The sequence below is a fragment of the Ralstonia soli genome, from assembly GCF_023955655.1.
Taxonomy (GTDB): Bacteria; Pseudomonadota; Gammaproteobacteria; order Burkholderiales; family Burkholderiaceae; genus Ralstonia; species Ralstonia soli.
In genome coordinates this window covers 348,205-367,114 of sequence record NZ_JAMXHT010000005.1, presented here as the reverse complement: position 1 = coordinate 367,114, position 18,910 = coordinate 348,205, and the positions used below count along the sequence as shown (strand labels likewise).

The 18,910-nt window shown below is 64.3% G+C and carries 18 protein-coding genes; 9 read left to right on the top strand and 9 right to left on the bottom strand.

What is annotated here, in order from left to right; genetic code table 11:
- Positions 1-10 precede the first annotated feature (10 nt).
- From NG900_RS14825 to NG900_RS14815, 3 genes are all read right to left on the bottom strand, one after another.
- Positions 11-1,174, bottom strand: a complete 1,164-nt coding sequence (locus tag NG900_RS14825; RefSeq protein WP_252681673.1) for an alkane 1-monooxygenase — start codon at positions 1,172-1,174, stop codon at positions 11-13.
- 303 nt (positions 1,175-1,477) lie between these two features.
- A complete protein-coding gene (locus NG900_RS14820) occupies positions 1,478-2,290 on the bottom strand; it encodes an alpha/beta fold hydrolase (RefSeq protein ID WP_252681671.1) in 813 nt (270 codons plus the stop codon).
- A gap of 7 nt (positions 2,291-2,297) precedes the next feature.
- Complete coding sequence (locus NG900_RS14815; protein ID WP_252681668.1) at positions 2,298-3,398, bottom strand: branched-chain amino acid aminotransferase; 1,101 nt, start codon at positions 3,396-3,398, stop codon at positions 2,298-2,300.
- A 425-nt stretch (positions 3,399-3,823) separates the two neighbouring features.
- On the opposite strand from NG900_RS14815, the gene NG900_RS14810 reads away from it, so the two are divergent.
- Positions 3,824-4,954, top strand: a complete 1,131-nt coding sequence (locus NG900_RS14810; RefSeq protein ID WP_252681665.1) for a GGDEF domain-containing protein — start codon at positions 3,824-3,826, stop codon at positions 4,952-4,954.
- Between the two features lie 25 nt (positions 4,955-4,979).
- Here NG900_RS14810 and NG900_RS14805 read toward each other — a convergent pair whose 3' ends face one another.
- The 5 genes from NG900_RS14805 to NG900_RS14785 form a co-directional block, all read right to left on the bottom strand.
- Positions 4,980-6,062: a 4-hydroxyphenylpyruvate dioxygenase family protein gene (locus NG900_RS14805; protein ID WP_252681662.1), complete on the bottom strand. Its 1,083-nt coding sequence runs from the start codon at positions 6,060-6,062 to the stop codon at positions 4,980-4,982.
- Between the two features lie 217 nt (positions 6,063-6,279).
- The gene (locus NG900_RS14800; RefSeq protein ID WP_252681661.1) at positions 6,280-7,449 is read right to left on the bottom strand and encodes an MFS transporter; all 1,170 of its coding nucleotides are present in this window, start codon (positions 7,447-7,449) and stop codon (positions 6,280-6,282) included.
- 53 nt (positions 7,450-7,502) lie between these two features.
- On the bottom strand, positions 7,503-8,336 hold the full coding sequence (locus NG900_RS14795; protein ID WP_252681658.1) for a shikimate dehydrogenase family protein: 834 nt from the start codon (positions 8,334-8,336) through the stop codon (positions 7,503-7,505).
- A 37-nt stretch (positions 8,337-8,373) separates the two neighbouring features.
- The gene (locus NG900_RS14790; protein WP_252681655.1) at positions 8,374-9,756 is read right to left on the bottom strand and encodes an MFS transporter; all 1,383 of its coding nucleotides are present in this window, start codon (positions 9,754-9,756) and stop codon (positions 8,374-8,376) included.
- Between the two features lie 216 nt (positions 9,757-9,972).
- The gene (locus tag NG900_RS14785; RefSeq protein WP_252682167.1) at positions 9,973-10,740 is read right to left on the bottom strand and encodes an IclR family transcriptional regulator domain-containing protein; all 768 of its coding nucleotides are present in this window, start codon (positions 10,738-10,740) and stop codon (positions 9,973-9,975) included.
- A gap of 137 nt (positions 10,741-10,877) precedes the next feature.
- Between NG900_RS14785 and NG900_RS14780 the strand changes: the two genes are divergently transcribed.
- The 5 genes from NG900_RS14780 (at position 10,878) to NG900_RS14760 (ending at position 16,021) form a co-directional block, all read left to right on the top strand.
- The gene (locus NG900_RS14780) at positions 10,878-12,773 is read left to right on the top strand and encodes a bifunctional sugar phosphate isomerase/epimerase/4-hydroxyphenylpyruvate dioxygenase family protein (protein ID WP_252681652.1); all 1,896 of its coding nucleotides are present in this window, start codon (positions 10,878-10,880) and stop codon (positions 12,771-12,773) included.
- Positions 12,774-12,811: 38 nt separating this feature from the next.
- The gene (locus NG900_RS14775; protein ID WP_252681650.1) at positions 12,812-13,651 is read left to right on the top strand and encodes a 3-oxoadipate:acetyl-CoA acetyltransferase; all 840 of its coding nucleotides are present in this window, start codon (positions 12,812-12,814) and stop codon (positions 13,649-13,651) included.
- A gap of 159 nt (positions 13,652-13,810) precedes the next feature.
- A complete protein-coding gene (locus NG900_RS14770; RefSeq protein WP_252681647.1) occupies positions 13,811-14,875 on the top strand; it encodes a porin in 1,065 nt (354 codons plus the stop codon).
- A gap of 91 nt (positions 14,876-14,966) precedes the next feature.
- Positions 14,967-15,410 carry a type II 3-dehydroquinate dehydratase gene (aroQ, locus tag NG900_RS14765; protein WP_252681646.1) on the top strand — a complete coding sequence of 148 codons (444 nt, stop codon included), beginning with the start codon at positions 14,967-14,969 and terminating at the stop codon, positions 15,408-15,410.
- A gap of 179 nt (positions 15,411-15,589) precedes the next feature.
- Positions 15,590-16,021 (top strand): hypothetical protein, encoded by a 432-nt coding sequence (locus NG900_RS14760; RefSeq protein WP_252681643.1) that lies wholly within the window; start codon positions 15,590-15,592, stop codon positions 16,019-16,021.
- A 51-nt stretch (positions 16,022-16,072) separates the two neighbouring features.
- On the opposite strand, the gene NG900_RS14755 is transcribed toward NG900_RS14760, so the two are convergent.
- A complete protein-coding gene (locus NG900_RS14755) occupies positions 16,073-16,642 on the bottom strand; it encodes a cysteine hydrolase family protein (RefSeq protein WP_289813808.1) in 570 nt (189 codons plus the stop codon).
- Positions 16,643-16,727: 85 nt separating this feature from the next.
- On the opposite strand from NG900_RS14755, the gene NG900_RS14750 reads away from it, so the two are divergent.
- The 3 genes from NG900_RS14750 to NG900_RS14740 all read left to right on the top strand — a co-directional run bounded on the left by NG900_RS14750 (position 16,728) and on the right by NG900_RS14740 (position 18,900).
- Positions 16,728-17,399, top strand: coding sequence for a cupin domain-containing protein (locus NG900_RS14750; RefSeq protein ID WP_315862373.1), 672 nt, complete (start codon positions 16,728-16,730; stop codon positions 17,397-17,399).
- Positions 17,400-17,418: 19 nt separating this feature from the next.
- Positions 17,419-17,934, top strand: a complete 516-nt coding sequence (locus NG900_RS14745) for a lipocalin-like domain-containing protein (RefSeq protein ID WP_252681637.1) — start codon at positions 17,419-17,421, stop codon at positions 17,932-17,934.
- 534 nt (positions 17,935-18,468) lie between these two features.
- The gene (locus tag NG900_RS14740; protein WP_315862372.1) at positions 18,469-18,900 is read left to right on the top strand and encodes a hypothetical protein; all 432 of its coding nucleotides are present in this window, start codon (positions 18,469-18,471) and stop codon (positions 18,898-18,900) included.
- Positions 18,901-18,910: the final 10 nt, after the last annotated feature.

Sequence of the window (18,910 nt, the reverse complement as noted above, 5' to 3'; positions counted from 1 at the left end):
CGTTCGCGCCTCAGGCGCGCGCCGGATACTGCGCCAGCACTTTTTCCCGAATCGACGGCTTGATGTTCGCCAGCGACATGTCGCCCTTGTAGTGCGCGACCACACGCGGATTCATCACGCGAAACCACAGCGGCGGCACGTAGGCCACCAGGATCATCGCGGCATACCCGGCGGGCAACTGCGGAGAATGCTCGAAATGCCGCAACGCCTGGAACGAGCGCGTCGGGTTGGCGTGATGATCGGCATGCCGCTGCAGCTGATACAGGAACAGGTTCGTCACCACGTGGTTGCTGTTCCACGAATGCTGCGGCGTGCAGCGCTCGTAGCGGCCGCTGGGCAGTTGCTGGCGGCACAGGCCGTAGTGCTCCAGATAGTTCACCACCTCCAGCAGCGAGGCACCATAGATGGCCTGGATGATCAGGAACGGCACCGCCTTGAGCCCGACAAACGCAATGCACGCGCCCCACAGCACCACTGTCATCGCCCAGGCGTTGAGCACATCGTTGCGCCAAGACCAGACCGAGTGGCCGTGCAGCTCCAGCCGCCGCTTCTCCAGCGCCCACGCCGACTTGATGCTGCCCATTACCGTACGCGGCAGAAACGCCCAGAACGATTCGCCATAACGCGCGCTAGCCGGGTCGGCCGGGGTGGCCACACGCACGTGGTGGCCGCGGTTGTGCTCCACAAAGAAGTGACCATAGGCCACCGGCGCGAGCGTGATCTTCGCCAGCCAGCGCTCGAAGCCGTCGGTCTTGTGCCCCAGCTCGTGCGCGGTGTTGATCGAGATACCGGTCACCACGCCCACCGAAAACGCAAACGCCACATAGTCGTACCAGGCGAGCTCGTACGTGCGCAGCACCCACATCGCCACAGCAAAGCTCACGTAGAGCACCGTGGTGGCCAGATAGACGATGCGGCGGTAGTAGCGCTGTTTCTCCAGCGTCGGGACGACTTCCTCGGGGGGGTTGTCCGGGTCGTCACCAATCAGGAAATCGAGCAGCGGGATGATGGTGAACACGATGAACGGCCCCGCCCACCACAACGGATGCCAGCCTGTGGCCAGCGCCGAAACCGCCGCCACGATGGGCAGCGTGATGGTCAGCGCGCCGAGCATCCACAAATAGCGCTTGCCGTCGGTCCACTCCACGGACGCGACCATGCCGGGTGTTGCCATTGTCTTCCTCCTGTTTGCCCTGCTGGGTGGCTTGGCTTGTATGCGCACATGCGTACGCCGCCGGGGTCGTGCCCGACGCCTGCTTTATAGGCGCGTCAGGACAAGAGTCCAACACCAGAAACTAGGGGCGAACTTCCAAACAAAGCGGCCGCTGCGCAGCCCTCTGTGGATGGGAAAAACGATGGTGATTGAAACTGCCGATTTAAAAACGGTCGTTCGGTTTTGATGCGCCGCAACTGAGCGCGGGCCCGGAGAAGAGCACATGCGCCCGCGTCAGGGCAACGCCGACGGAGAGAGGCAGGGTCACACCGATGCGGCCAGGAACGCGTTGACTGCGTCGAGCACAGCCGTCTCCTGCTCCCGGTGCGGCACATGACCACAACGCTGCACCAGTTTGAGCGTGGCGGGCGCCCCGGCCAGCGTGACGATGCGCTCGGGCTGCGCGCTCGAGCCGTACTCGTCTTCCGTGCCATGTAGCGCCAGGACGGGGCAGCGCACGGCCAGCAATGCATCATCCAGGCACCACTGCGCGAAGGCCGGCGACAGCCACGTGTTGACCCACGCGTCCAGCACCCATTGCGCCTTGTTGCCGTGGTACCGCTCCAGACGGCCCATCTGATCAGGCGCGGCGAACTGCGCCTTGGCCATGCGGATGCCCTCGCGCGTCTGCTCTTCCACAAACGCCTGTGCCGATTCCGTGATCAAGCCCGCGCAGCGGTCCGGATACGCCGCCGCAATCGACACCGCCATGCCCCCGCCCACGCTGTGGCCGAAGACGATGAAGCGGTCGACACCAAGCTGATCGGTCAGTGCGGCAAAACCGCCATGCGCCTCCTGCTGGATGAAGTCCGGGCCCAACTGGCCGGGGTAGGCATCGGACTTGCCGAAGCCGAGCCGGTCGTAGGCGATGACCGCATGCCCAGTCGACTGCGCCAGGCGCTGTGGAAAATCGCGCCACAGCTCAACGCAGCCGAGCGAATCGTGCAGCAGCACGATGGGTGGCCGGGCGGCGTCGTTGACAGGGCCGCCCCATTGCCTGGCATAGAGACGGCCATCGGGCGTGGTGATCCACGCCTCGGCGGCCTCAACGGACGGCTGGGAGAGCGACTCGGCCATCCCGTGCTCAGAACACGCGATCGAGCCAGCCGTGCGGGTCCGGCGCGCGGCCATTCTGCAACTCGACCAGCGCTGCCTTCAGCTTGGTCGTCAGCTCGCCTGCCCCGCCGTTGCCGATGGTGAAGTTGTGCTTGTGGCCCTTGACCTTGCCGATGGGCGTGACCACGGCGGCCGTGCCGCAGGCAAAGGCTTCGCGCAGGCGGCCGCTTTGGGCATCGGCTTGCCACTGGTCGATGGAGTATGGCTCTTCCCGCACGGTCAGGCCCATGCCGCGCGCCAGGGTGATCAGCGAATCGCGCGTGATGCCCGGCAGGATCGTGCCAGTCAGCGGCGGCGTCTGCAGCGAGCCGTCTTCGAAGACGAAGAAGACGTTCATGCCGCCGAGTTCTTCAATCCACTTGCGCTCCACCGCATCCAGGAACACCACCTGATCGCAGCCCTCGCGCGAGGCTTCGGCCTGGGCGATCAGGCTGGCCGCATAGTTGCCGCCGCACTTGGCATCGCCCGTGCCGCCGGGCGCGGCGCGCGTGTAGGTGTCGGACACCCAGATCGTGACGGCAGCCGTTGCGCCGCCCTTGAAGTACGCGCCAACCGGGCAGGCGATCACGCAATACAGATATTCCGCCGCAGGCTTGACGCCCAACGCAACCTCGGTGGCAATCATGAACGGACGCAGATACAGCGCTGAGCCCTCGCCCGACGGAATCCATTCGCGGTCGAGCTTCACGAGTTCGCGCACGGATTGCAGGAACAGGTCTTCAGGCAGCGCGGGCATGGCCAGGCGCTTGGCGGAGTTCTGGAAGCGGCGCGCGTTGGCATCGGGGCGGAACAGTGCGCCGCCGCCATCCGGCAGGCGGTACGCCTTCATCCCCTCAAAAATTTCCTGCGCGTAGTGCAGCACCTGCGTGGCCGGATCCGTCTGGAGAACACCGCGCGCACCGATCTTGGCGTCGTGCCAGCCCTTGCCCTCGGTGTAGCGGATGGTGGCCATGTGGTCGGTGAAAACGCGGCCGAAAGCGGGGTTTTCCAGCAGGCTGGCGCGCGCGTCCGCCGAAACACAGTTCGGGTTCTTCTCGATCGAAAGGGCCGATTCGACAACGTTGTTCATACCGTCTCCATGGGGTGCGAGGGGGCGCAAAAACGCCCAAACCGCTATTTTGCGCCAATGCCGATGCAATTTGGTTGCGTATTCGTGCGCATGGGGTGTTGCGGCCCGAGGAAAAGTGCTCTTGCCACGGGAACAAAGCCGGGCCCGAGGATCCTGCTCAACCTGACTCGATCATGCCCGCATCTTCATGACGCAGCGCTCGCCAAGCTCAGGAACTGAACCGTTCCAACGAGACACCGCGCCTCGTTTTGGCCTTTGTTTAGCTAGTGAAACACACGGTCGATAAATTTTTATCGCCCCCGACCAAAGTGGGGTTCACCGCGCTTCAACTTGGCCGTTAGCTATCGAATAACCGGATCAAGAAAGAATCCGGTGAATGGGGAGCGTAGATCATGGATCAGAGCGAAAGCATCCTGCGGGTTGTGATGCTGATCCTGTTTGCGGTTTGCGGGATGATGTGGGCCGTTCTGAGCCAGATCTTCCGCGAAGAGATCAGACAGGGGAATCTGCTCTTTGTCGCCAACATCTCGACCGGGGTTGGCGTGGCACTGACTTCAGAGCGCATGCTCCAGTCGAACTTCCTCACCGTTCAGGTGGCGGACTGGCTGGTGGTGGGCGGCCTGATGATCTTTTGCAGGGGTGTTGCCGCCTTCGGCCGCTCAGGCCGGCTCTTTCTCCCCGTCTGGCTCGCGCCCCTGCTGCTGGAAATGGTGGCCACCGCATTCCTGCCTTCGGACAACAACTCCTATCCGGTCCGGTCGCTCGTCTTCAACGCCGCCAACGGCTTCCTCACGCTTTTCACCGGCGTGCTGTGCCTCAAGGGGCTGGCAAAACACTACAGCCGGGCGCTGCTGGCGGTGCCGTTCCTGTGTGTCGGGGCACTCTTCTTCGTGCGGCTGGCGCAGATCCTGGTGGCGCTGGTGCAGGGCAGCCAACCCATCGGCGACTTCCACCTGAGTTTCGTCCCCTATCTGTGGGGCTTCATGGTGTTTCTGGTAATCGCCAACATGTCGGCCATCGGGGTGGTGGTCGGCAGGCTCGTCAATCGCTTGAGAGGCCTGGCGGCCAACGATTACCTGACCGGCGGGCTGAACCGGCGCGTCATCGCAGAAAGATTGGGCGGTCACCTGGCCAACCTTCAGCGCCACCGGGTGCGCCTGTCGTGCACCTTGTTCGATCTCGACCATTTCAAGCAGATCAATGATCGATACGGACACGACGTAGGCGACGCTGCCCTGACGCACGTGGCTTCCGTGGTGCGATCGTGCATCCGCGAAACAGATGAGTTCGGCCGATACGGCGGCGAAGAATTCGTCATCCTGATGCCCAACACGACCATCGCGACCGCCGAGCAGGTGGCCGAACGCATCCGCCTGGCGTTGGAAGGCTCGCCGCTGCGGCATGGCGACATCAACATTGGGCTTACGGCGAGCTTTGGCGTGACGGACGCGCTCGCCGGGGAATCCCAGGAAAGCATCCTGCGCCGCGTCGATGTGCTGATGTACGAAGCCAAGCAGGCCGGGCGCAACCGCGTGAGGCTTGCGGCCGCGGCGTAATCGGCAAAGGGCGGCAATAGTGCGTCTACGGCGCCGTTTTCAGCGCTGTCAGAACTGGCAGGTTGCCCTCGCCAAACCCGTGATGGCCACGCCGCTGCACGATCTCGAAGAAGATCTCCCCCGGCTGGCGCTTGATGAACGTCTGCAGGAACAGCTTCGGCACACCGTCGATGACCTCTCCATCCACCAGGATGCCGTAGCGGCGCAGCGCCTCTAGATCCAGCCCGTGGCCCGGCAAGCGCGCATCGACGGTGTCGTAATAGTGCGGCGGCGGTTCGACGAAGCGGATGCCATTGGCAGCCAATGCCGCTGCCGTTTGCAGGATGTCATCGGTGGACAGCGCAATGTGCTGCACACCTTCGCCGGGGTGGTCGGGCAGGTACGCGTGCATCAGGTGCGCACGGTGCGTGCCTTCTTCATACAGCGGAATCCGGATCGTGCCGCATGACGACACCATGACACGGGAGTCCGTCGCCACATGCCAGTTGGCATGCAGTTCATGGATCTCCCGAAAGCCGAGCTGATTGCGGTAAAAGTCGATCCAATCCTGCAGGCGGCCGGGTCCGACGGTCTGGGTCAGGTGGTCAACCCGTGCCAGGCCAACGCCCGCGTGGTGCCAGTCATCATGCGCGGTGGCCGGGTCCAGCGGCCGGAAGTCGATGTCGTAGATGGAGATATCGCCCAGCCCACCCCGAGCGCCGTGCTTGCCGCGCCAGCGGTCAACAAAGTACAGGTGCGTGTCGCCCACGCCCTGGATGGCCGGGATCACCAGTTCGGCCGGGCCGATCGGCTCGCCCTCGGCAGGCCAGGCGCCCAGCTCGACAGCGCGATCGAAGGCCCGCTGTGCATCGTTCACGCGGATGCCGATCGCGCAGATACCCACGCCGTACTCTTCGGCCCAGCGGTGCGCAAAGGAATCGGCTTCTGCGTTGACGAGGAAGTTCATGTCGCCCTGCCGATAGAGCGTGACGTCCTTGCTCACATGCCGGGCAATGGCCTTGAAGCCCAGCGAGTTGAACACCTGGCCGAGCGCGGCCGGATCTTGGGTGGCGAACTCGATGAACTCCAGGCCGGCGGTCTTGAATGGCAGGTCGGCATCGCGGCCCATGAGCAAACTCCTATGGCTTAGACAAGAAAACGTGGCACTGCAGCGTACCCATCAGCGGCGCGGGGCGATACGTTTGCGTCTCGCCAGGTGCGCCGCCCTTCAACCGTGCAGCTTAAGGTGCGTTGCGCGACAGAACAATGGGGACGGCGCGCGCGGAAGGCGACAACAGCGGCGAAATTGACGAAAGCAACGAAAGCAACCATCGCCCTGCCCGCACCTAGGACGCGGTTCGCAACCTGGGCAGCCAGATGAACGCGAGCAACGCCAACACGGTCCCGGCAAGCATCATCGGCACGACCATGGGCCACGCGCCCAGGCTATGAGACGGGTCGTCGAACGCCGCAGCGGTCTGCCCCAGGCAGAACGCGACAAACATCATGATGAAACCGGACCATGACACCGCGCGCCCCGCAAGATGCGGAAGATTGCCGACCGCACCCGCCTGGCCGCACGGCTGGTGAATGCCGTGCCCCATGCAATAGATGCCGTGCCCCAGCAGCAGCGGCCACGCATGGCCGGGCAGCAGCCAGCAGCCCAGGCCTTGAATGCCGGCGCCGACCAGGCTCAGCGTCGCGCCTTGCTGCACCGTGCGCACCATGCTCTGGCGACGCAGCAGGTGCCGGCAACCGATGGTGCTCAGGATGTAGATCAGCGTGCCGCCGGAGGGAATCCAGCCATACAGCCCGGGCGACAACCCGATGTAGGCGATATAGACCATCGGCGAGAGCAGCAGGAAGCAGAACATCCCGCCGTAGGTTGCGGCGGCCAGCATCGCCCAGCCGCGGAACTCCGCGTCTGCAAAGATCTCTCGCACGCCGCCTGCCTGTTGGTGAGCTTCCTGCCTCGTCTCGGCAAAACCACGCCAACACATGACCCACAGCACCAGCGCGTACAGGCTCATTCCGACCAACACCCAGCGCCATCCCGCGTGCTGCGTGATGAAGGCGCCCAGAATCGGCAAGACCAGCGCGACCATGCCAAGCCCCGTGAGCCCGCGCGCCATCACGTGCGGGCCGTCGCGGGCCGGGTGCAAGTCCCGCACCGCTGCCCGCGCGCAAACCAGGATCGCCGCCATCGAAAAACCCTGCATGGCACGCGCGGCGGTGAGCATGAGCGTGCTGACCGCCAGGGCGCCCGCCAGCGCGGCAATGACATAGCCGGCCAGCCCGGCGAGCAGCACATGCCGGCGGCCGAAGCGGTCGGCCAGGCTGCCCATCGGCAACTGCCCGATGCCGAATGCCAGCGCAAATACGGTGAGGCTGGTACTGGCCGACCCCAGCGCCTTGGCAATCGCGGGCAGCGCCGCGAGATAGCTGTCGGTCGCCACCGGTTGTGCCGCCAGCAGTAGCGGAAGCAGCAGGCCAAAACTCAGAGGGCGACGGAGCATGTGGATAACGAAAAAAAGCCGCTCGAGGCGGCATCAAATACGTGTGAGCGAGCTCAATACGCGAGTTTAGCGGTGAGCCGCAGTTCTTCCGGCGTGGCGTGGCCGAAGCCGAAAAACTCCAGGTAAGCCGGAATCATCTCGAACAGCATGTCGGTGCCCACCTGGACTTCACAGCCCTTGTCGCGCACCGCGCGTAGCAGGGGCGTGTATTCCGATTTCATGACCACCTCGCCGACGAAGCAGCTGGGCGCGATGCGCGCCACATCGAACGGTAGCGGGTCGTCTTCCTTCATGCCCATGGGCGTTGCGTTGACAACCACATCGAAGCCGTCCGGATCATTCGAACCGGTACGCACCACCAGCGCCGGATAGTGCTCGCGCAGACGCCGGCCCAGGGATTCAGCCGATTCGGCACGCGTGTCGTACAGCGCCAGTTCGCCCACGCCAGCTGCGGCCAGCGAGGCGGCAATCGCAGAGCCCACGCCGCCCGCGCCGGAGATCAACACCCGCGCGCCTTTCAGTTGCCGGCCCCTGCGCAGCACGCCGCGCACAAAGCCCGCACCGTCAAACTGATCGCCCAGCAGCGTACCGTCAGGGCGCTTGAGCACCGCATTGCACGCGCCGGCAATGTGCACGGCCGGCGTCACCTCGTCGACCAGGCCCACCGTCGTCACCTTATGCGGCATGGTGATCAGGGCGCCGCGCAGATTGGTGAAGCGCATGATCGACGCGAAGCTCTGCAGGTAGTCTTCCGCCTTCACGCCCATGGGTACCACCACGGCGTCGATGCCCTTCTGCTCAAACCACGGGTTGTAGATCATCGGCGACTTGAACGTCTCGGTCGGGTAGCCGATGTGGGCGATGAGGGTGCTCTTTCCTGAAATCATGGTCAGACGGTGCGTGCGTTGCAAACAGTCACTCGGGTCAAGCGGTCAGGGCGCCGGCGCGCTGGCGAGCGTACTCGGCCTTATCCACCGGTTGCGCACTCGGCTGGCCCAGATCATCCATGTGGATGCGATACGTCTCACGGGCGCTGAGTGCGGCGATGGCGGCAATCACGGTCACACCAAAGGCGATGGCACCGACGATCAGCCAGATGTTGGCGGCACCCGGGGGCGCCACGGCCGTGAACAGGGCCGGCAGCATCGCCGTGATGGCCGTGCCGACGTTCTGCGAGATCGCCATGGCCGAAACACGCGTGCGGGTCGGGAACAGTTCCGGATAGAAGCTCGGGAACACCGCGTTGTAGCCCTGGTAGACCACACCCCACATCAGCACCGACATACCGAACGCAAGCGGCACGTTCTTGATGCTGATGGCGTAGAGATAGGCAAAGGCAAGCAAGCCGGCCAGCAGCGAGCCGATCACGATGGGGGGCTTGCGGCCGATGCGGTCGGACAAGTCACCGACATACGGGATCACCAGCACGGCGACGATGTTGCCCACCACCGGGATCCACAGATACACGTCCTTGGCAAAACCGATGCCATAGGCCGGCTGCACGGCATAAGCCGCGCCGAAGATGGTGGCCACGACGGGAATCACGTTCATCAGCGCCATGCAAACCACGCGCAGCATGTCGGGCGTGCTGTACTTGAAGGCGTCAACGACCGGCGAGCGGGGACGCTCGGTTTGCTTTTCTTCCGTGAAAGCCGGCGTTTCGTGCACTTCCTTGCGGATGATGTAGCCCGCGATGATGACCACGAAGCTCGCCAGGAACGGAATGCGCCAGCCCCAGCTATTGAACTGCTCGGCCGGCATGTAGTGCGCCAGCGGCAGGAACACGGCGGCCGCCAGGATCTGCCCGGCCTGCACGCCCTGCAGCGTAAAGCTGGCAAAGAAACCGCGTCGGCCAAACGGCGCGTGCTCCAGGATCATCGAGCTGGCGCCCGAGATCTCACCGGCCACGGCAAAGCCCTGGATCAGGCGCATGATGACCAGCAGCGCCGGCGCCAGCAGCCCGACCTGGTCATACGTCGGCAGCAGGCCGACGCCGATGGTCGAAAACCCCATCAGGAACATGCACCACAGCAGTACGCTCTTGCGCCCGTGCGTGTCGCCCAGGTGGCCGAGCACGAACGCGCCGATGGGACGGGCCACGTAACCCACGCCATAAGTGGCGAGCGACGCGATGATGGCTGTCTTCGGATCGCCCTTCGGGAAGAAGATCTGCGGAAAGATCAGCGCCGCCGCGGTGGCGTAGATGAAAAAGTCGTAGTACTCGAGCGCCGAGCCGATCCAGCCGCTGGCAGCGGCTTTTTTCGACTGGTGACTGCCCTGGGGTTCGCGGGCACTGGCTGCGGTCATGGTTGTCTCCAAATATTTTTTTGTGCGTGGCGGCGGCTGGCCGTCTTCAACACGGAACGCAGCGTAGTCCGGTGGGATAGCCGGCACAAGCGAACAACGCCTGCCGACGAACGATCATCGCACGGCATTGTGCGAATAACGCACGACCCAAGGGTTTTTCCGAGTCAGGCACGCTGTCGGTGCGCTCCTGGGGGATTGGCGAAAGTGCGCATCAGGCTACAGCACACGCATGATTGAAAGCGCTGTGTCCTGCAGCGCCTGCAGCACCCGCTGCACGGCGTGTTCAGCGCTTTCCTCGCCGATCTGCATGTTCACGCTCAGCGCCGCGACGACGTTGCCATGCCGATCGCGCAGCGGCACCGCCACACCCCGCACGCCGATCTGCAACTGCTGCTCGACCACCGCGTAGTCCTGCCGGCCCGCCTTGCGAATCTCGTCGAGCAGGCGCTCACGCTGCAGGATCGTGTACGGCGTGTACGGTGTCAGCACGCAGGTTTCCAGCCACGCCTGGACTTTCTCCTCGGGCTCCGCGGCCAGCATCATCACTCCGGCCGCGGCCAGCGGCGCCGGCACGCGCGCGCCGAGCACGAAGCCCGTACTCATGACGCGGCTCGTGCTGGTGCGCGAGATGAAAACCAACTCCCAGTCGTCGAGCACGCTCAGGTAGGCCACCTCGCCCACTGCCGCCGTGATCTGCTGCAGGAACGGCTGCACGGTCCGCGGCAGGCGGGCGGAGTCGAAATACGACCAGCCCACCTTCAGCACGCGCGGCGTCAGGCTGAACAGCGTGCCTTCGCTCGTGGTGTACCCCAGGTGCTCCAGCGTCAGCAGGTAGCGGCGCGCCGCCGTGCGCGTCAGGCCGGTCAGCTCGGCGGCTTGCGTGGGCGTCAGTCTCGGGTGCTCATGGTCGAACGCCTCGAGGATGGCCAGCCCCTTTTCCAGACCGGCAATCCAGTCGCGCCGGCTCAACGGTTCCTTCTTCACGGTCATGGCGATAACCCTAAGTACGAGCGATATGTGCGCGTGATTGTACGCTGATCGCACGCAGGTGCGCGAATGGTGCTTGTATGGGTGAGGGGCGTCCGCCTACGCTTCGGCCATCTCCCGACCGCCGCCCCATCATGAGTTCGCCAAACCTGCGACGCCACCCCACCTGCATCGCCACCGTGTGCCTGTCCGGCACGCTTCCGGAAAAGCTGGAAGCGGCCGCTGCGGCGGGCTTTGACGGCATCGAGATCTTCGAGAACGACCTGCTGAATTTCGACGGCTCGCCGGCCAGCGTGCGCCGCATGGCGGCCGACCTCGGGCTCGCGATCATGCTGTACCAGCCGTTCCGTGATTTCGAGGCGATGCCGCGCGAGCAGCTGGCCCGCAACCTGGCCCGCGCTGAGCGCAAGTTCGACGTCATGGCGGAACTGGGCGTGGAAAACGTCCTGGTCTGCAGCAACGTGCAGGACATCGCCATCGATGATCCGTCGCTTGCGGCCGCCGATCTTCGGTTGATGGCCGAGGCCGCGGGGCAGCGCGGCCTGCGCGTGGGGTACGAGGCGCTTGCCTGGGCCCGGCACACGCGGTACTGGCGCCAGGCCTGGCAGATCGTCAAGCAGGCGGACCATCCCGCGCTCGGGCTGATCCTTGACAGCTTTCACACGCTGTCGCTGGGCGACTCGTTGGAAGGCCTCGGCGAGGTCCCGGCAGAAAAACTCTTCTTCGTCCAGTTCGCGGATGCACCCAAGCTGTCAATGGACGTGCTGTCGTGGAGCCGCCACCACCGCAACTTCCCCGGCCAGGGCGACCTGCCGGTGGTGGACTTTGCGCGCGACCTGCTGGCTGCGGGCTATACCGGGCCGCTGTCCCTCGAGGTCTTCAATGACGAATTCCGCTCGGCGCCGGCCCGCCTCACGGCGCAGGACGGCATCCGCTCGCTGATCTGGCTGGAATCCGAAGCCGGCGGCGCCGCACTGCCCGCCCCCGCAAGCCTGGAAGGCGTCGACTTCCTGGAATTTGCCGTGGATGCCGCGGCCGGGCAGGAGTTGCAGACGCGCCTGCGTGCACTCGGCTTTACTTACGCTGGGCACCACCGCTCCAAGGCCGTCGATCTTTATCGGCAGGGCCACGTCAACGTGATCCTGAACATGGAGCAGGACAGTGCCGCGTCAGAGCATTTCCAGCTGCACGGGCCATCGGTGTGCGCGATCGGGCTGAAGGTGGACGACGCCAGCCGCGCAATGGAGCGCGCCCGCGCACTGCACTGCCACGAGTGGCGCAGCCCGGTGGGCCCGCGTGAGCGCACCATTCCGGCGCTGCGCGCCCCCGACGGCATGCTGTTCTATCTGATCGACGATCGCGACGCCGACCGCAGCATCTACGAAAGCGATTTCGTCCTGCACCCGCATGCCGCTGCCGATATCGGCAGCGAAGCCACGGGGTTGACGTCGATCGACCACATTGCACAGGCATTGCCCGCACACCGTCTCGATAGCTTCGTGTTGTTCTACCGCACCATCTTCGGCATGAGTGGCGGCACCGTGCACGAGATCCCCGACCCGTATGGCCTGGTGAAGAGCCGCGCGGTGGTGAGCCCAGACCAGCGCGTGCGCGTCACGCTCAACGTATCGGAAAGCGGGCGCACGGCAACGGGGCGCTTCATTACCGCCTATGCGGGCTCGGGCATCCACCACGTTGCCTTTCGCACCCCTCGCCTGTTCGAGACCGTCGAATCGATCGACCGCGCTGCGGCCCGCATGCTGCACGTGCCCGACAACTATTACGACGACGTGGCCGCCAGGCTCGGCCTGGACGACACGCTCATCGCACGCCTGCAACGCGACGGACTGCTCTACGACCGCGATGCCCAGGGCGATTTCCTGCACGCCTACACCGAGCCGTTCCACGAGCGCTTCTTCTTCGAACTGGTCCAGCGCGATGGCTACACGGGCTACGGCATGGCCAACGCCGCGGTGCGCATGGCAGTGCAGGCGCAACTGAGCCGCAACGGCGCAGCACACGCCGAGTGAGCGGCCCACACAACACACACGATTGGAGACACCACGCCATGCATGACCCTTGCATCATCACCGTTGCCATTACGGGCTCCGTGCCGCGCCAGGCGGACAACCCTGCCGTGCCGATTTCCGTGGCCGAGCAGGTCGAGAGCACGCACGCCAGCTTTGAAGCGGGCGCAACGCTGGTCCACGTGCACGTGCGCGACGAGGCGCAGAACTCCAGCTCCGACCCCGAGCGCTTTGCCGCCGTGCAGGAAGGCATCCGCAAATACTGCCCTGGGATGATCGTGCAGTTCTCCACGGGTGGCCGTGGACGCGAAGCGGCACAACGCGGCGCCATGCTGTACTTGCGCCCGGACATGGCATCGCTGGCCACGGGTTCGGTCAACTTTCCGACCAGCGTGTACGAGAACCCGCCCGACTTCGTGCGCACGCTGGCCACGACCATGCGCGATTTCGGCATCAAGCCCGAGATCGAGATCTTTGATCTGGCAATGCTCTACAGCACGGCGCAACTCGTTGCGGAAGGCCTGATCGCGGCGCCGCCGCATGTGCAGTTCGTCTTCGGCATCCGCAACGCCCTGCCCGCGCGCCGCGAAATCCTGGAATTCGAAGTGGCGCAGTTGCAGAAGCTACTGCCGGGCGCCACCTGGACCGCCGCCGGCATCGGCCGCGACCAGCTCACGGTCAACCAGTGGACGCTGGAACTGGGCGGCCATTGCCGCACCGGACTGGAAGACAACATCCGCTGGGACAAAGACACGCTGGCCACCAGCAATGCCCAACTGGTCAGCCGCGTTGCCAGCCTGTGCGAACAGCACGGGCGCGCCGTCGCCACGCCTGCACAGGCACGGGCGCTCCTGGGGCTGCCCGCATTCAACCCGGCTTGAGCACAGAGCAACAACAACAACAACAACAACAACAACAACAACGCCCGACTTCAACACCCACGGCCACGCGCAGCCGTGGGCGGCATCACCCAACGCGCACGCTGCACACGCAGCAACCAATTTCCGCACCCACCACATCGAAAAGGAGACAGGGGAGCCATGCGTAAAACAATCATCACCGCCTTGGCACTCGGAGCCACGAGTCTGCCGGCTGCAGCACAGAGCACCGGCGGTGTCACGCTCTACGGGTTGATCGACACCACCATCCGCTACAGCACGCACGAGAACGCCGCGGGCAACAGCAATCTGCAAATGACCGACGGCGTACTCACCGGCAGCCGCTGGGGCTTGCGCGGCACGGAAGACCTGGGTGGCGGCACCAAGGCCCTGTTCATCCTGGAATCGGGCTTCGCCCCGGATACCGGCGTGAGCCAGCAAGGTGGCCGGCTGTTCGGGCGCACGGCTGTGGTCGGCCTGGAAAGCGACTACGGCAAGCTCTACCTCGGCCGTCAATACACGCTGGCGCACGAAGTGCTGTCTTCGTATGAAGCGATGGCGTTTGCCAACAACTCCATCGTCGGTTACCAGGGCGGCAACTACACCGGCCTGCGCTACGACAACACGATCAAGTACATCAAGTCGTTCGGCGGCCTGCAGTTGGCCGGCGCATGGACGTTTGGCGAGGCGGCCGGCAGCGTGAGCAAGAGCTCGGCCGGCGCGGGCTCCATCGTCTACAGCATGGGCTCTGCCGAAGTGGGCGCGGTGTATCAGGTCACGCATGACGTGTCCTCCGCGTTCTTCGGCGCCGTGCCGGCCGCACTGGCAAGCAAGCAGACGGTCTGGGGCTTTGGCGGCAAGCTCGATACGTCGATCGCCACGTGGTACCTGGGCTACACGAACAGCCGCCTCGACGTGGCCGACTACAAGAACCAGGTCGCCTACGTTGGCGCAAAGGTGCCCCTCTCCGGCCCGTTGAGCTTCATCGGCACCGTGCAGTACGACTGGATGCGCCACCTCAGCACCAGCGGCCAACGCCTGACCACCGCCGGCATGCTCGACTACGCGTTCAGCAAGCGAACTGACGTGTACGCCGAAGTCGACTACACGCACCTGAAAGGCGGCTGGATTGCGCTGGACAGCGCCGCCGCGTTCAACAACTCCGGCAACCTGTACGGCAACAACTCGCGCCTGGGCGTGATGCTGGGCGTGCGCCACAAGTTCTGACGCAGCGCGGTCGGTCGCGGTGTGCTCGCCGCGATCGACCTATAGGCCGGTCTCGATCGTGCCCTCACCTTGGACGGCCATGGAGGCCCGCATGAAATCCATCCTGATGCTCCACGGCATCAACCACAACATGTTCGGCAAACGCGACCCCGTGCAGTACGGGACGATCACGCTGGCCGAGATCGACGCAAAACTGCAAGCACTGGGCGCCGAACTGGGCGTGCAAGTGGAGTCGTTCCAGACGAACAGCGAAGCCGCGATGTGCGAGCGCATTCATCGCGCATTCGAAGAAGGCCAGAGCGCTGTGCTGATCAACGCAGGCGCTTGGACGCACTACAGCTACGGCATCCGCGATGCGCTGGCGATCCTGACGTGCCCCATCGTGGAACTGCACATGTCCAACATCCACGCACGCGAGCCGTTCCGGCATCACTCGGTGTTTGCCGACATCGTCCGTGGGCAGATCTGCGGCTTCGGGGTGCAGAGTTATCTGCTGGCCCTGCGTGCGGCCGTCTCGGCGATCGAGGGCGTGTAACCGGATCGATTTCACCCGGGGTTCGTGGCAGTCCAAGGACGTGCGCGCCCCGCCTCCTGGCCGTTCGGGTCTACGCAACGTGGGCGCCTATGGTACGGTTGGCGGCATGAGCCTCTTGAACATTCCCCCACTGTTGGTGCATTGGCCGCACACATGTGCTGTCGGGGAGGCCACGCACCATGAGTGACGCGAAACTGAAAACGCGGCGCACGCTGCTGGCCGAGAAGGTTGCCGCCAGCCGGGCACTCCGCTTGAGTGTGCCGCCGGAAGCCCGGCCCGCGCCGGTCAGCCGGAAAGACTGGCTGCGGCAACGCAAAGAGCAGTTGCAGGCCGCGCGCATTGCAGCCAAACAACGGCGCGATCAACTCAAGGCCGAGATTCTCGCCGCTGCGCAGGACGTTGCACGGGAAGAACGCGTTGCCGCGCGGCTGGAAGCGGAGCGCCTGAAAGCCGAAGCCAAGACCGCCAGCATCAACGCCAAGGAAGACGCACGCGCCGCCGCCAAGTTCGAGCGCGGCAAACCGGCGCGGTCCACGTCAAAACGCAAGCAACTGGGCACGGGCAAGCGCAAGCTGGTGTCGTATGCGGACCTGCTGAGGATGCGCGGGTGAGTTGATGGCGGTCATCACACGCCATCGACAAGCCCTGCCCGACTGCCCGCTCTACGCTAGCAACCGCAACGCCTCCGCCAGCGAAAGCACCGTCGTGCGCGACTCAAACGCCGTTGCAAACAGATGGTCGTGCACGACCAGGTCCGGGTCGTAGCAGCAATCCTTGACGGTGAAGAGCCGGAAATCCGCATCGCTCGCATAGGCCATGGACGATAGCATCACGCCCGTCGACGCAATACCCACCATGACCAGCGTATCGATACCCCGCGCCGAGAGCCGCACCTGCAAGTCGGTGCCATAGAACACGCTGGCGCGATGCGCAATGATGATCGGCTCGCCGGGCTGCCGGCCGAGCTCCGGCGAGATTCGGTCCTCCACAAACAGCCCCAGTTGCTTGACGCCCTGCCCGTTCTTGTTGAGCGGGCTGACTTCCGGATAGCCGGGGCTGAAGTGGAACTTGGCGAAATACACGCTGACGCCTGCAGCCCGCGCCGCGTCGCACAGTTGGCGCGTGTTGGAGAGCAGTGTTGGGGCGACCGAGGGGAACAGCGCCGTGATGTCGGTCTGGTAATGCATGACCAGAAGTGCGGTTTTCGATGGGACGAGGGTCGGGTTTTGCATGGACAGGCTTTGTCTTCGTAGGCGGGTTTCCAGATCGGGAAGTACCGGGGGAACGGCGTGACGTAAGACTAGGCAACAAAACAGCGTGGTGGAAGTCGGCACGGTGTTTCGGAACAGAAACATCTTCGTGCACGGAAGACGCGCTGCGCCGCCCAGGATCCTGTCCGATCCAACGCCCATCGAAGGCGGCGTGGAATTTGCTCTGCCCCTCTGGATGTTGGGCGTCATGACTGCACCGGCCCCCGGGCGTATCCGGCCACGCAATCCGCCGCATGCTGCCCCACTGTGTCGTAACACGATCGAGGAGACCGACATGGAATCGCAGCCGCTGTTTGTAACGCCGCAAACCTACGCGCGCGCGCTCAACGTTCTCGGCGAAAAGATCACGGTCCTTGCCGACCGCGCCGCCACGCAAGGCTACGAAGTCTTCCTGCAACAGGGCCCCGAAGGCAGTGGCCCGCCCCCACACACCCACGAGTGGGACGAATCGTTCTACGTGTTCGCCGGCCACGTTGAATTCAATTGCAACGGCACCACGCTGGCCGCAACCGCAGGCGCGTTTGTCCATTTCCCGGCAGGAACGGTACATAGTTTCCGCTGCGGCCCGGGCGGCGTTGAAATGCTGTCGATCACCAGCCACACCAGCCAGGCGGCGAACCTGTTCACGGCCATCGACCATGAGGCCAGTTCGATGCCACCCGACGTGCCAAAGCTGGTCGAAATCGGGACTCGATACGGCGCGCGCCTCGGCGTGTGACTCTGTAGAGGAGACGCCGGTGAAACATCCCGACATCATCGTCACCAGCATTGCGCGATGGGTACTTCTGGGGCTCACCCTTCCATCGGGCGTTGCACTCGGCGAACCATCACTGGACGAGCAACTGGCCGGAGCCTGGACGTACGTCTCGGTCGACACGGTCCACCCGGACGGGAGCCGCACCCCCATGTATGGGCCGCATCCCCAGGGCCTGGTGATCTTTGATGGTCACGGCCATTACGCGCTGGTGAATTCACGCAGCGACCTGCCCAAGTATGGTTCCAACGATCGGATGAAAGGCAGCGCCGACGAATATCGCGCAGTGGCGCAGGGTTCAATCGCCCACTTTGGCCGATACGTCGTCAACGAGGCAGACAAGACCATCACTTTTCGCATCGATGCGAGCACATTCCCGAACTGGAACGGGGTCGAGCAGCGCAGGCCGTTTGTGCTCTCCGGAGATGAATTGCGATGGACCACGCCTGCTGCCTCAGGGGGAGGCTCCGGAGAAATCGTGCTGAAGCGAGCCCAATGACGTTGGCACGCGCGCCAAATACGTCCGTGCTGCCGGCCCCTTTACACGAGCATGGAGTCCGGAACCTCGTGCTTGCGGCTCAAAGCGTCACGGGCGAGGCTCGGAGCGACGATCGCGGGGCTTTTTGCCCGGTAGCTGCTGCTTTTCTCAGCATGGGGGTGAGGCTCTTTCCTCGGCGTGCGACGTTCTGAACACGGGTTGCGAGCGTTTTTTCTCGGCGCGCGAGGCTTTTACCCTAGCGCTTGCTGTTTTTTTCAGCAACCCACTGGGCTTTTCTGGCCGACGTTGGTGCTCGGAGACCCATGCTCGAAGTTCTGAACGCGGCGGATTGGGTTCTTAGCTCGGTGTTCAGGTCGATTGGCCCGCAGTTTTGGCTTCTGAACTCTGCAAGCGGAGGTTTGCGCTATTGCTGGCCAGCTGTGTTCTCGGTCAGTCAACAAGCGACACTGGTTGCAGCGCACGCGCTACGACGACAAGTTGCACTACAATTCGCGCATGTCACGTGCATCCCCAAGCGTCTCGCTTCGGGCAGCCATGTTGCTCATCATCGTGTTGGCGCAACTGCTAAGCCCGCTTCTGCACGGCCATCTCGGAACTCCGAAACAAGCTGGCCTGCACGTACATACAGCGCTCCCTGTCGCGGCTGATTCTCATTTTCAATCCACACTTTTTGGCCACGGGCGCCTCTCTGCGGAGCTAAACGCCATCGGTGACCATGACTGGGTGTTGACCAGCCAAGAACCCTTCGAGGTGGATGTCGAGCTGGCCATTGGCCCGGCTGACCTTGCCGCATTTCTCTGGGCAGCGTCGTCTGCCGGGATATCCGCGCTGACGTTTTTCCTGCTGGCGGCGCTTGCTTGCGCCGGTGCATTACGTCCCGCCTATCGGCCAGCGCCCATGCGTGCGCGCTGGCGCGATCGCATCAATCGGCCGCCTCCGGCCCAAGCCCCTCCTCTGCTGTCCTGATCCGTACCCG